16 protein-coding genes are annotated in these 12,286 nt (G+C 47.8%); 2 read left to right on the forward strand and 14 right to left on the reverse strand.

The genetic code is table 11. The annotated features are described in order from the left end of the window. Nucleotides 1–254 precede the first annotated feature (254 nt). A complete protein-coding gene (locus QWY22_RS18625) occupies nt 255–1,559 on the forward strand; it encodes an MFS transporter (RefSeq protein ID WP_300982282.1) in 1,305 nt (434 codons plus the stop codon). Here QWY22_RS18625 and QWY22_RS18630 read toward each other — a convergent pair. The 3 genes from QWY22_RS18630 to QWY22_RS18640 are packed head-to-tail and all read right to left on the reverse strand — an operon-like array spanning nt 1,522 to nt 4,342. After that, nucleotides 1,522–2,427, reverse strand: a complete 906-nt coding sequence (locus tag QWY22_RS18630; protein ID WP_300982283.1) for a nucleotidyltransferase domain-containing protein — start codon at nt 2,425–2,427, stop codon at nt 1,522–1,524. The two genes, QWY22_RS18625 and QWY22_RS18630, sit on opposite strands and share 38 nt — an antisense overlap. Beyond that, a complete protein-coding gene (locus tag QWY22_RS18635; protein ID WP_300982284.1) occupies nt 2,414–3,565 on the reverse strand; it encodes a GNAT family N-acetyltransferase in 1,152 nt (383 codons plus the stop codon). The genes QWY22_RS18630 and QWY22_RS18635 overlap by 14 nt, the downstream gene beginning before the upstream one ends. Nucleotides 3,566–3,601: 36 nt before the next feature. Beyond that, complete coding sequence (locus QWY22_RS18640) at nt 3,602–4,342, reverse strand: class I SAM-dependent methyltransferase (RefSeq protein ID WP_300982285.1); 741 nt, start codon at nt 4,340–4,342, stop codon at nt 3,602–3,604. Between the two features lie 192 nt (nt 4,343–4,534). Between QWY22_RS18640 and QWY22_RS18645 the strand changes: the two genes are divergently transcribed. Beyond that, nucleotides 4,535–5,410: an alpha/beta fold hydrolase gene (locus QWY22_RS18645; RefSeq protein ID WP_300982286.1), complete on the forward strand. Its 876-nt coding sequence runs from the start codon at nt 4,535–4,537 to the stop codon at nt 5,408–5,410. Nucleotides 5,411–5,461: 51 nt separating this feature from the next. On the opposite strand, the gene QWY22_RS18650 is transcribed toward QWY22_RS18645, so the two are convergent. The 11 genes from QWY22_RS18650 to QWY22_RS18700 all read right to left on the reverse strand — a co-directional run bounded on the left by QWY22_RS18650 (nt 5,462) and on the right by QWY22_RS18700 (nt 12,035). After that, nucleotides 5,462–5,938: a glutathione peroxidase gene (locus QWY22_RS18650; protein ID WP_300982287.1), complete on the reverse strand. Its 477-nt coding sequence runs from the start codon at nt 5,936–5,938 to the stop codon at nt 5,462–5,464. A gap of 32 nt (nt 5,939–5,970) precedes the next feature. Continuing rightward, nucleotides 5,971–6,408: a MarR family winged helix-turn-helix transcriptional regulator gene (locus tag QWY22_RS18655; protein WP_300982288.1), complete on the reverse strand. Its 438-nt coding sequence runs from the start codon at nt 6,406–6,408 to the stop codon at nt 5,971–5,973. 22 nt (nt 6,409–6,430) lie between these two features. Continuing rightward, nucleotides 6,431–6,850: an organic hydroperoxide resistance protein gene (locus QWY22_RS18660; protein ID WP_300982289.1), complete on the reverse strand. Its 420-nt coding sequence runs from the start codon at nt 6,848–6,850 to the stop codon at nt 6,431–6,433. A 139-nt stretch (nt 6,851–6,989) separates the two neighbouring features. Beyond that, the gene (locus QWY22_RS19615; RefSeq protein ID WP_053166660.1) at nt 6,990–7,181 is read right to left on the reverse strand and encodes a DUF3934 domain-containing protein; all 192 of its coding nucleotides are present in this window, start codon (nt 7,179–7,181) and stop codon (nt 6,990–6,992) included. 105 nt (nt 7,182–7,286) lie between these two features. Further along, complete coding sequence (locus tag QWY22_RS18670) at nt 7,287–7,856, reverse strand: GNAT family N-acetyltransferase (protein WP_300982290.1); 570 nt, start codon at nt 7,854–7,856, stop codon at nt 7,287–7,289. Nucleotides 7,857–7,861: 5 nt separating this feature from the next. Next, the gene (locus tag QWY22_RS18675; protein ID WP_300984432.1) at nt 7,862–8,317 is read right to left on the reverse strand and encodes a DinB family protein; all 456 of its coding nucleotides are present in this window, start codon (nt 8,315–8,317) and stop codon (nt 7,862–7,864) included. Nucleotides 8,318–8,373: 56 nt separating this feature from the next. Next, nucleotides 8,374–8,859, reverse strand: a complete 486-nt coding sequence (locus QWY22_RS18680) for a GNAT family N-acetyltransferase (protein ID WP_436836767.1) — start codon at nt 8,857–8,859, stop codon at nt 8,374–8,376. Between the two features lie 107 nt (nt 8,860–8,966). Then, nucleotides 8,967–9,518 carry a methyltransferase family protein gene (locus QWY22_RS18685; protein WP_300982291.1) on the reverse strand — a complete coding sequence of 184 codons (552 nt, stop codon included), beginning with the start codon at nt 9,516–9,518 and terminating at the stop codon, nt 8,967–8,969. Between the two features lie 229 nt (nt 9,519–9,747). Beyond that, entirely contained in the window at nt 9,748–11,400 is a 1,653-nt protein-coding gene (locus QWY22_RS18690; protein ID WP_300982292.1) for a b(o/a)3-type cytochrome-c oxidase subunit 1, read from the reverse strand. 1 nt (nt 11,401) lies between these two features. Continuing rightward, the gene (locus tag QWY22_RS18695) at nt 11,402–11,869 is read right to left on the reverse strand and encodes a cytochrome c oxidase subunit II (protein WP_300982293.1); all 468 of its coding nucleotides are present in this window, start codon (nt 11,867–11,869) and stop codon (nt 11,402–11,404) included. 43 nt (nt 11,870–11,912) lie between these two features. Further along, the gene (locus QWY22_RS18700; protein ID WP_300982294.1) at nt 11,913–12,035 is read right to left on the reverse strand and encodes a cytochrome C oxidase subunit II; all 123 of its coding nucleotides are present in this window, start codon (nt 12,033–12,035) and stop codon (nt 11,913–11,915) included. Nucleotides 12,036–12,286 lie beyond the last annotated feature (251 nt).

The following is a 12,286-nucleotide window of genomic DNA, read 5'->3' on the forward strand; positions in this document are numbered from 1 at the left end:
GTTTAATCATACACTTTTTTCGGCCATTTACACAGCCTATTAAAAAAAGAGGAAAGACTAAAAAGATTTTAAAAGCTGTCTGTTAACTGTTATATGAAAATACCAACTTTCTGAATCCTTTTATTTTTTCTCATCGAATACTTTCTTCTTTCATTAAATCTAAATCGTGCTATGATATTAAATTGTGATTTTAAAATAATTATTTGATAAAAAGTTACATAGCTTTTTTATTCTTATAAAAACGGAGATGCACGATGAAATACCAAACAGGTTATTCTTTCCACTACGGCTGGGTGATTATTGCTTTAGCGGCTTTATCCCAGTTTTTCTCTGGCCCCGGACAAACATATTCCAATGCGATTTTCATCGATTATTATATAGACGAATTCGGCTGGAGCCGTTCAACGGTTTCAGCTATTTACTCGAGCGCCACCTTGGCAGCAGGCTTTCTGCTGTTCTTTATCGGGCGGCTCATTGACCGCAACGGTTCAAGAAAGATGGCCGTCATTGTCTCTTTTGCCCTGGCAATCGCTTGTTTTTTCAACAGCTTTGTCACCAGTCTCGTCATGCTGTTTATCGGTTTCTTTTTTATCCGGCTTCTCGGCCAAGGCTCGATGGGGCTGATTTCAAGTTCCTTAATTCCACAATGGTTTATCAAAAAAAGAGGGCGCGCCATCAGCATCGCGGCCATTGGGGGACTCATCAGTTCGGCCGCTTTCCCGCTGATGAATGTCTGGCTCATTGACGCTTTCGGCTGGCGGGCTTCGTGGCTGATCCTTGGCGCCATTGTCGTTGTCTGCTTTACCCCGCTCGCTTTTTTCCTGATCCAAAACTCCCCTGAAGACATGGGCTTGCTTCCCGATAACGGCAGTGCCGCCAAAGCAGACGCCAGCACTTCCATGATGAAAGAAGTCAGTTGGACCGTCAAAGAAGCAGCCGCTACCCGGTCGTTTTGGCTGCTGCTGGTCTGTGCCATCATTCCCGGCATCGTCAATACCGGCCTGACGTTCCATTTGCTGTCGATTTTCTCAGAGAAATCACTGTCCCGTGAAGCGGCTGCCAGTGTATTGAGCTTAACCGCATTGATCGGCCTTCCAGTGACATTTCTTGCGGGAATCGTTCTTGAGAAAGTAAAAGTGCAATACATGCTCGCTCTAGTTTTTGCCGGCGAAATCGCTTCGTTGCTTTTATTGCAAACCGCTTCCAGCTTTTCCGCCGCCATCCTGTTTGGAGTGGTTTGGGGCGTCAGCATGGGGCTCGAGCGAATCGTCATGGCGGTGGTCTGGCCCAACTATTTCGGCCGCAAACATATCGGCAGCATCAGCGGCATTTCGATGGCCATGATTGTTACCGGATCGGCTCTTGGACCATTGCCGCTCGGCATCGCATTCGACCATTTCCATGGCTATGCTGAAATTTTGTGGGGCATCCTACTGTTTCCGGCAATCGGGATTCTGGCCGCTTTAGCAGCCCATCCTCCCGTCAAACAACATCAGCTCCAAACAGACGAAGAAAAATCAGCTACCGTGAATCACCCGGCGCCTTTACTCCAAGAGTAAAGGCGTTTTTGTATGCCTGCGGAATCGGCTGCTCCAGTCCATAACGGACGAATGCTGTATCCACCTGCGGATATAGGCGCTCTGCGAGGGCTACCGTTTCTTCCAATATCGCTGTCAATTGCTTCACGGCAGAAAGCGGTGATTCCACATATAGTTGACGCAGCCGGAAATCGATTTGTTCCGGCACAAGCGGCAATTCGGCAAGGCGTTTGTAGAACCATTTGTAAGTCGGAAAATAAGACCGGTTCAATGCAAGCAAAACCAGGAACAAGCCGTCCAGAATGGAGTTTAAAATGCTGTAGAATGCCGTCGGATTGTCCCGCCTCGCTGCATACAATAACTGCCGGAGATGGAAATGCGGCAAATAGGCCTCCAGAAATTTCACCGTCAATTGGTCCGGATACGCATCGATCCGCTCTTTGATCGGCTGCAAATAGTCACTTCCATAGAACGGAATGGCGAACTTCATTGTATCCAGCACATTGCTGGCATCAAGATCAGTGCTGAAATGGTCCAGCACCTTATCGGCAGCCGCCTCTTCTTGTTCCATGGTTCTATGCCACACATCGACGGGAAAGCCGTTGATCAGATAGGCGCTGTCATAGCCGATATCCATTTGGGGATACCGGCGCTCTGCATTCAGACAGTTGAAAACTGCGAGCCTGTTTTCGGCATCAGGCTGATGGTTCCAGTAAACAAGCAATTCCAAATCCGAATAGGCATCGGCGTATCCTCGCGCTACCGAACCGCCGACAGCAACCGCATGCACTCCGCTGAAATTCGACAGTTGTTCGCTTAAATTCTGTGCCAGTTCCAGCCGCCACTTGGCATGCTGATTCATTCTCGGCGGTTCATTAACATTTTTCATACCGTATTTCTTTCCTTTCGCACCGGAAGCGTTCGACTCCCGGGTACTTCTCTCCAAGGCTGATCGCTGTAAAGCCTGTTTTCCGGTAGAATTCCACGGCTTCCCGGTCCGTTTCAGCTACTACAACGCAAGGAGAGTGTTCTGTTTGAATCCACTCAATCATTCGGCCGCCGATCCCTTGGCCTCTCGCTTCAGGAGTTACGGCAATGTGTCTGATTTTCAGCTGTCCCTCTTCCAAGTGAATCCCAATGCATCCGACAACATCTTCTCGGATTTCAAATCTGTACAGCCGTTGATTGGCGGCCGCCATATATTCCTCATATGCCTCCTCTGCCTGGCCAGGCGACGTAGCATAGCCCAGCAGGCTCTTTATTTCCCGGGAAATAAAAGGGGTAACAAGTTCTTTCGCTGTTAATGGACTTTGCTGCAAGCCCTTGAGCCATTCTATAAAAGCAGCGGCCATTTCATCAGTAAACTGATGGCCGACACCGTCGTACAAAATCATCTTTGTCTGTTGAGGTCCATACTTTTTAACTCGGCACTGATAATAAGCCATCTGCCCTTCGACCGGAATGACTGGATCTTCTTTTCCATGAAGCAGCAGCATGGGCCCCGAAAATCTTTCCGACTTCGCCGGATCGTAGTGTTTCAATAAGATTTTTTCATCAGGCGATAAAATCGGACGCAGATCCCGTGTTCTCAAAAGCTGTTCCGTCAGAAGAAAAGACCCTGAACCGTTGATGCTCGCAATCCCGGCCAACTGCTTTTGCCGGGCACCCATACCTGCCGCGATAAAACCGCCCATCGAACTGCCGGCGACAATTAACTGATGCGCAGGTATTTTAAGCTCTTCCAGCAATCCGTCAAATTCATCCATGCTCGTAAAAATAGTTTTCCAGAAAAATTCCTGCAAAATTGGCGGATAGAAAGGATTGGCGAGTAGATTTCGCGAGTCATGGTAAATAAGTTCAGGCAAAATGACCCTATACCCTTCCTCTGCCAAAGCTTCAGCAAACTCCAAGTAGCTTTCAGCGGTTGTGCCCCAGCCGTGATAAAAAATAACGGTCAATCCGGTATCTTTTTCTTCCACCGGTTCAACAGCACGATAAGGAAGCAGCCCTTTTTTGATTATCTTCATAACTTGCTCCTTTCCCCTGGTCCGGGAAATTTCGATTTACCGTTCCGCAATCAGCAAAAACCGTTTCGAATTGGTGCGGATTCCTTGTTCCCCCAGGTTCTCTTCAATAAATGCATTCATCACTGCTAAATCACCCGGCTGCTCGCCGAAATTTGGAATGATCGGTGTATGGGTCAACAAAAAAATCAAGTCTTCCGGCGTCTTGTAATATTCGTCCGCGTCGTATTCAAACGCCGCCACTTTTGAAAAGCCGGCTGCTTTCAAATCTCTTATGTACATTTCTTTCAAGGATCCGTCCTTTTCCCCAAAGCCTTGGCCTCGGCCGAATGCCTTCTTCAGATTCACCTTGTCGCCTTCACTGACTTGCTGCGTCAAAAAATAGCCTCCTTTTTTCAAGACCTTGGCAAGTTCTAAAGCATCAAATGAACAATGCCGGCTTGATGCCAAGTCGAAAAAGCCTTCTGGAAATTCCAGTGTTTCCGCGGACAGCTGGAAAAACCGTACGTTCGCTGCCGAAGACTTTTCCAGATTGGCGCGCGCGGTATGGACCATTTCTTTCGAATTGTCGATTCCGACAATTAAAGAAAAAGAACCCGCAATCTCCAGCACTTTTTCGCCCCCGCCCGTGCCGATATCCAAGAGGATATGGGAAGGGCTCGCTTTTTTTATCACTTCTCCGTAAAAATCCCATTCCATCCCTTCGGAGATGCAGCGAACCGAGCTGAAATCCCAGCCGTTCGTTTTGCCGACTTTGTCGTAAAATTCCTGTTCCGTCATGTGAGTCCGCCTTCCTTTATTTTCTCGAGCGCATCAAGTCTTTTCAATGTTTTTCCGCTTTCTCCCACTTCCACTCTTCTTTACCCTTTCTTCTTTTTGAGGCGAAACCCTTTTTATTTTCTGATGCAGGAATGGCTGCAGAAAGCACGAAGTTAAGAAGAAGAAACGGTTACGTAAACGGAGGATAAGAATATGGCAAACTTGAAATTGCAGATTGAAGGGAAAGAAGTGAGTTACCAAAAGCACGGTGATGGCAGCAAGCCGCTCCTGGTTTGTTTTCACGGGCTGGCAGGCAACGGTTTTTACAGTTTCGGCAAACTGATTCCGCTGTTGGCAGACCGGTACCAGCTTCTCGTACTGGACAGTCCAGGGCACGGAGAATCAGCACCGTTTGACCGGGAAGAAGAGTATTCGTTTGCAAATTTAGCTGCTCGGTTCAAGCAGGTTGTGGATCAGCTATCAGCGAAACCGTTTTTTGTCATGGGGCATTCCTGGGGTGCAGACCTTGCTTTGCATTTTGCCCGGCATTATCCGGACCGGGTGCTCGGAATCGTCCTTCTTGATGGCGGCTTTACGTTTCCCCAGAATCAGCCCGAAATGACAATTGATTATGCCCTTTCCGGCTGGACAGATTATATGGACAACTGTGCATCTTTCCAGAATTGGCAAGCTGTCATAGAAGAATACAGGCAGTACACGAAAGAATGGGACAGCGGAATAGAAAGCGGCATTAAAACGATTTTCCGCCAGAATGAAAAAGGTGAATTTGAATTGCTGGTGTCTAAATTCACTGTGCTGTCGATCATCCAGGCATTTTTCCGGGAGCCTTTTACAGACGTTTATCCTTTTATTCACGTCCCCTTGTTGCTGGTTTATCCGGATTCACCATCCCAATTGGATGGTGCCCGGGCTTTGGGAATTATGCAGCTGCAGGAAGCCATTGAAGATGCAGCCATCCGGAAAATTGAACATGCCGGCCATATGCTGCAATGGGATAAACCTGTTGAAACGGCGGATGCAGTTTCAAGCTGGTTGGATGAAAAATGCCATTCTGCTACCAAAGCATAAAAAAGCCCCGGAGCATGGCTTGCTCCGGGACGTTGATGGGCTGTTGTGTTGTTATTTCGCCAGTACTTTCCGAATTTCGCTTTCGAATGACTCCGGTTTGTCCTTTGGCGAATAGCGGCCGATGATGTTGCCTTCCCCATCGACGAGGAATTTTGTGAAGTTCCATTTGATGCTGCTGCCGAGGAACCCTTTGGTGTTGTCGGTTAAGTATTTAAACAGCGGATGCGCTTCTTTGCCGTTGACTTTAATGATGTCATGCATCGGAAACGTCACGCCGTAGCTCATCCGGCATGCCTGTTCCGCTTCTTTTGCGTTTGCCAGTTCCTGTGCAAACTGATCGGAAGGAAAGCCAAGAACCACAAGGCCTTGGTCTTTATATGTTTTGTACAGATTTTCAAGGCTGTCGAATTGATCGCTGAGTCCGCATTTGGTTGCCGTGTTGACAATCAGCATCGTTTTTCCTTGGTATTCGCTCATTGGGTAAGTTTTTCCGTTTGCATCCGTTACGGTTAAATCATAGATTCCCATTGTACATCACTCCTTTTTTTGGCTCTGCCGTTCTACAAATCCATGTCGCTGAAAAAAGCGTTCAATTCTTTCAAGTTTTTCATCAGCGTGATGGCGTTGACGTCCATAAAATTGCAATCGATGAGTTTTTCTGCGACTGCCTGTTCAATCGGCTGATGCTCGCCCTTTGCTTTTTCCGTCAGCGAAATGATGAAAGCGCGTTTGTCGCCAGGCGACTGTTCTTTAACAAGCCGTCCGCGTTCCATCATCCGGTTGATGATCGGATTCAGCGTCCCGGTCCCGAGTCCAAGCCTTTCTCCGATGTCTTTCATCAATAAATGATCTTCTTCCCATAACACAAGCAGCACCAGGTACTGTGTGAATGTCAGATTGAACGGTTCGAGCACCCGTGCATACATCTTTGTGAAATTGCTTGATGCTTTATAAACTTCAAAACATAATTGCTGATCCAGTTTCGACAGCTGATTCATTTCAACCACATCCATTATCTATTTAGATAACGACAATTTCTACATCAATGGAATCTTTGACTGCTTTGGAATACGGGCAGTAGTTATGCGCTTTTTCCACGTATTTGTGTTTCAGCTCATCATCAATGCCGGTAATTGTTACTTCCAGTTTGGCCGCTAATTTAACGCCGCCATTTTCTTTGTCGCCGATAAGAGAAATTGTCGCTTTCACTTCGCTTTTTTCCACTTTCACTTTATCCTGTTCCAAAACCAATTCCAATGCACTGTTGAAGCAAGCGCTATAGCCTGCTGCAAATAGTTGTTCAGGGTTGGTCGCTGTTGTCGCTTCGCCGCCCAGTGCCTGTGGTTTTGCTACGTCCATGTAGAAGATATTGTCTTCAGAATATACTTCGCCTTGTCTGCCGCCAGTGTTAATGATCGTTGTTTCATAAAGTGTTTTCATTGTTTAATTCCTCCAATACATTTGTATCGTACACGATTTACATTAAACTGAATCGCCTACGATGTAAAATGATATGCTCGCATTACTACTTTATTTTATTGCACAAAAAAAGCCGCCCCTTCAGGCAGCTTGTCTTCCATCAATCCACGTCAACCCAGCCTGATCCTTCATCCTTCGGCTGGTTTTTGTTCTTTAGATCGTTCGCTTTTTTGTTTTTGCTCGTATATGGTTTGGCATTTTTCGCTTTTTTAGCGCCTGTTTGCCAGCGCGTCCAGCCTTTTTTGCCGGTTCCCTGTCCAATTCCGCTTTTTGCTTTATCTTTTTTAGGCATGTTATCACTCCCGTACTGTTGCCCTGTTATAGCGCGATGACATAAAGCTTATCACATCTGGCAGTCAGAGTGAACTTTTTTCTCCGGCTGGAAGAGAGGTGGGTTTTATTCGCTCAGCCAGGAAGAATCCGACCTGCTTTGCCATTCCTGTTCCAGCACTCCATAAACCAGCGAATCCCGCCAGCCGTCTTTCATGCGCAGATTTTCCCGGAGCGTCCCTTCCCATATCATGCCCGCTTTTTGCAGTACTTTTTTAGATCCAGCATTTGCCGGATCACATGTGGCATAAATCCGGTGGAGGCCCTGTTTGCTGAATCCGAAGTTAATCAGCAATTCCGCCACTTCGGTGGCAATTCCTTTCCCCCAGTAATCCGGATGAAGGATATAGCCGATTTCTCCGACACGGTTTGCCCGATCTTGAAGAAACAGTTCCCCAGCACCGATCAGCTGGCCGTTTTCTTTCCAAACCAAGGCAAAAGCAAACTGGACCCTGTCGGATTTTGCGGCCTGTTCCAGCAATTGCTCGACATAGTTCCGGCTTTCTTCTTCTGTATTGGGCCCCCACGGCTGATAGCGGCTGACGGCTTCGAGTGCAGCGTACCGGTGGACAGCCGGCCAATCCCCTTTTTCGAACTCCCTTAGGTAAAACCGGTGTGTTGAAAGCTCATTTTCCATACCCTTCACCCTTTCCGCAATCGCCGCTTGATAGTCCGGATCTGGCCCCGGTGATTGATTTCATCCTCCATGACGTGAAACCAGAGATAGTAATTATTGTACGGCACACCGTTCGGCCAGTAGCGCTCTTCGTAAAGCCAGCTGTCATCTTTTGTCCGAAGCTTGTCGAGCGTTGCGGACCGGAGCTGTTCCAGCCCGGTTAAATAATCAGCCAAAGTTCTTCCCTGGAATTCTGAACGCGCCTCGTCCCCCAGTTCAATCGCCGCTCCCCATTGCTGCCATTCCTCTTCGGTAAAGTCCCGGTCTTCAAATGAAATCAGCTGATGCACTTTCTCGATGGCCGCGATATGGGCAAGCAGCGCGCCGATTGAATTGCCGCCGGCTTCTTCTATGAAATCCAATTCGCTCGTTTGAAGTTCTTTTACGTCATTCAGTGTAATGCTGCGTGAGTGTTCAAGCATAAAAGCCAGTTCCCCGATTTTTTCCGTAAACCCTTCAAGCGGCTTGATGGCATAGTTCACCGTTCCACATCCTTCAGCAGTTTTTTAAAATAGCCGAGCGTCGCCTTATCATTTAATTGCTGCATTTCGCCAGTCCGGACGTAGCCGGCTTTTTCGTACAGCCGGCAATTGCCTTCTTCTTCGAGGATCGCCGCAAGCTCCCAGCTCACAGCTTCCGGAAACTGTTCTTCCGCCAATTCCATTGCTTTTGAGGCGATTCCGCGTCCCTGGCAATCGGGATGAACAAACAAAGGACTGACCCAGAAGCGGCCTTCTTCTTTCCAGTGCACGCGTATTGCGCCGCATAGCTGGCCGTCTTCGATGATTTTAAAGAACATGCTGTCGGGCCGGATCAGGCGTTCAGCAAATTTATCGATTGATTCATTTGCCGGGCTCGTATTGTAATCCTGGTATTTTTCAAGCAATGGCAAAAAAGCCGCGTACTGCATATTAAAAAGCCGGTATGTATCCTCCAATTGCATTCTCTCCAACTTTATTGCCAACTCATTTCGCCCCTTTGCCTATTCTTCTAAACAAGCAAGAATTTTTTTGAAAAAATAGCCCCTCCTCCGCCGTTCAAGCGAAAAAAGGGGTATATTCAGCCTGCATTCTAGTAAAGAAACGGAATAAGCCGCGCACGTTCCTTCATCCACTCTTCATACTGTACACCGAATTTCTCGATCAAGAGTTTTTCCTCGTAGTCGATCCGCTTCAAAAGCGCCCATATCATCAATGCTCCGCCTGCAACCGCCGCAATCGGGCTGGTAAAATAAAGCGGCATGCCGACAGCGATGAAAAAAAGGCCGGTATAAAGCGGATGGCGCAGTTTCCGGTAAGGCCCCGTACTGACGATTTCATCACCTTCGCGCACCGTCACATGGCGCGTAAATTGCGCCTTTAAGTGCAGGATGCCCCAGAAACGGAGAAAAACGCCCGCCGCAAAAAGGACCGTGCCCACAATCTTGAGAATCTGTGCAATCTCTTTGCCCTGCATTTCCTGCAGCAAAAAGGCCGCCAGAATCGTTCCCAGCAAAACCGTCAAGATCCGGTAAAATGAACCTCTTTCCACCGGATCGCTTGCAGTTCCGCGGTTCCGGAACAGCAGAAATTCAGCGATCCAAACTGCTCCAATCAATGTAAAAATCCAATCAATCAATGTCATCATCCATGCCCCATTTTCTCGTCTGTTCCTTAAAATATAAAGAACATTCCAACAGAATACAACTTCCAGTCCAACCACTCCGAACAAAACAAGCTTTCTTCCCGTTTGCAGCGGGAAGAAAGCTTGTCGGTTTCTACTCTTCTGTTGTGGACACTTCAACCAGCATGGCTGTGAATACGGTGAAGATTACCATTAAAGATAAGACCATCGTGAACATGTTTATCATCTCCTACCAAGTTTTAAGTCCTTCTGAGCCAGGCGGTGCGTGCTGAATCATGCTGCTAAGCGGAATCGCATAAGCGATTAAAATCAAGGCAAATGCAATGCCGATCCAGATTTTCCAGTTCTCCAAAAACTTCGGCGAGCTTTCTCTGTCGCTGTCGGCCAGCGGAAACTCGACAATGTCTTCCGGTTTTTCCGCTTTCGGCGATAGGAACATGGTCATGACCACGATATACATCAGCATCATTGCGGATATGAACAGGATGCTTCCCCCAATTGCCATCGTCACATGGCTGGTCAGGATGCCGTCAAACCATTCCAGTGCGGCCGGATGGTTGTTGTAAGAAGAATAGGCGGTCCGGCGCGGCGCTCCGAGAAGCCCCAGTACGTGCTGCGCAGTTGACATCAAGAGCATGCCGATAGACCAGGTGATGATTTGGACAAAGCCGAGCGTCTGCATCGATTTAGTGAACTTGCGGCCGGTCAAATACGGAATCAGCCAGAATGTCATGCCCATAAATGTCATCGCAACCGGCGTACCGACCGTGATGTGGAAATGCCCGACGATCCAAAGCGTATTGTGGACGACTTCGTTCAATTGGAAACTGGCATTGATGATGCCGCCGGCGCCGCCGGGAATAAAGAACGCCATCGCGATGAAAATCGATGTAAAGCGTACATCTTTCCAAGGCAGCATGGCAAACCAGCCGAACAAGCCTTTCGCGCCTTTTTTACGCCCTGATGTTTCAAAAGTGGCGAACATCGAGAAAGCGGTCATAAGCGACGGGACGATTACCATAAACGTCAGCACAACCTGCAGGAATTTCCAGAAGTTCGAAATGCCGGGTTCGGTCAATTGATGGTGGAAGCCGACCGGAATCGAGAACAGAATAAATAAGACAAAGGACAAACGGGCCAAGGAATCACTGAATACTTTTACGCCAAGCAGTTTCGGTACGATCAAATACCACGCCATGTATGCCGGCAACAGCCAGAAGTACACGAGCGGGTGTCCGAAATACCAGAACAGGGAGCGGCTCAGTTCAACGTTGATGGTGTCGGTCCAGCCGAATGCCCATGGGATGTACTGGAAGAGAACCGTTGCCACAACGCCCAGGCAAGCGATCAGCCACAACACAAGCGTCGCAATCGTCATGAACGCGAACAGCGGGCTCATTTCGCCTTTATGCGCTTTGCGCCATACCAGGTAATGGGCAATCAACGCGAAACTGCTGATCCATGTGCCGATTACATAAAGCGCCAGTCCGACGTAATACCAGCCGCTTGCTTTCAGCGGTGCATAAAACGTATAAAGAACGGACGCTTCTCCGGAAACGATCATAATCGTAGCCAGTACCGTACCGGCCAGGGTTACCCAGAAACCGATCCAGGAAAACAGCCAGACTTTCGGGCCGAATGTTCCAAGCGTTTTGCTCATACCAGTAACAAAAAATCCGAAAATGAAAAATGCTGTATAAATAAGAGCTAGAAGCACGCCATGAGCGGTTAAGATTTGGTAATAATCAAGCCATGCAGGCAACTGCAAAGCGTCATTCCGGATAAATACTTGAAGCAGTCCGCATAACGTGCCGATCAAGAAGGCTGTGTACGCGACGCCGATATTCCATAAGGCAATTTTTCGGTCTTTTGCAGCAATCATGTTAATACACCTCTATTTCGTTGTACATCAAATGGTGGCCCGTCCCGCAGTACTCGTTGCAAAGAATCAAATACTTGCCGGGCTTTTCGAACGTGTAGGATTTGGTTGTAATCTGGCCCGGAACGACCATCAAATTGACTTTTGTGTTGTCAATCGTAAAACTGTGGACCACGTCTGTACTGGTCACTTTGAAAATGATTTCTTTTCCGGCCGGCACTTTCAGCTCCGGTGCGTTATAGCCAAACGCCATCGAGACTACTGCTACTTGGTACGTATCGTCATCAAGCTGCGTCACTCCCGGGTTGTCAAAGGGTGCCGTTTCGTTCACTTTCTTGGGATCAATTGTTTCCATCCCGCCTGCCGGGGTGTGGTCATGTGAAAATGCGCTGACGCCGACAACGCTTAAAAACACCACCAGCGCCGCTACCCCAAAGGCCAGCCAAATTTTTTCGTATTTATGAAGATGCATCTTGATCTACTCCCTTTTTTCCACTTGGTTTAAGCGCTTCCGCTTATCTTGCGACATACATTAAATACACAGCCACCCACATGGCAACAATGACAATCCCGACAAAAAATACACTGATCAGCGTCCCTCTTAAGTCGACTTCGTGTTCCTCGGTTTTTTTGCTCATTTCCCTCACCTCTTATTGTTCATCTCTTGAGTACAGAGTAATCTTTTCCAACATAAGGCAGTGTGACTTTTCTCACACCTGTGTGATTTTTTATAGTTCTTGTCAATTTTTAGACAAAAAAAAGAAGCCGCACCGGACTTTTTTTCGGTCAACTTCTTCGTTTTATGCCCAAGTTCGGGATCATTATGCCCAGCTTTTCTTTTTTATGCCCCTCTTAGCCGGCTTTACGCCCAACTGCCTTTTTCTTGGCC

The sequence above is a fragment of the Planococcus liqunii genome (assembly GCF_030413595.1).
In the GTDB taxonomy this organism is placed as follows: domain Bacteria; phylum Bacillota; class Bacilli; order Bacillales_A; family Planococcaceae; genus Planococcus; species Planococcus liqunii.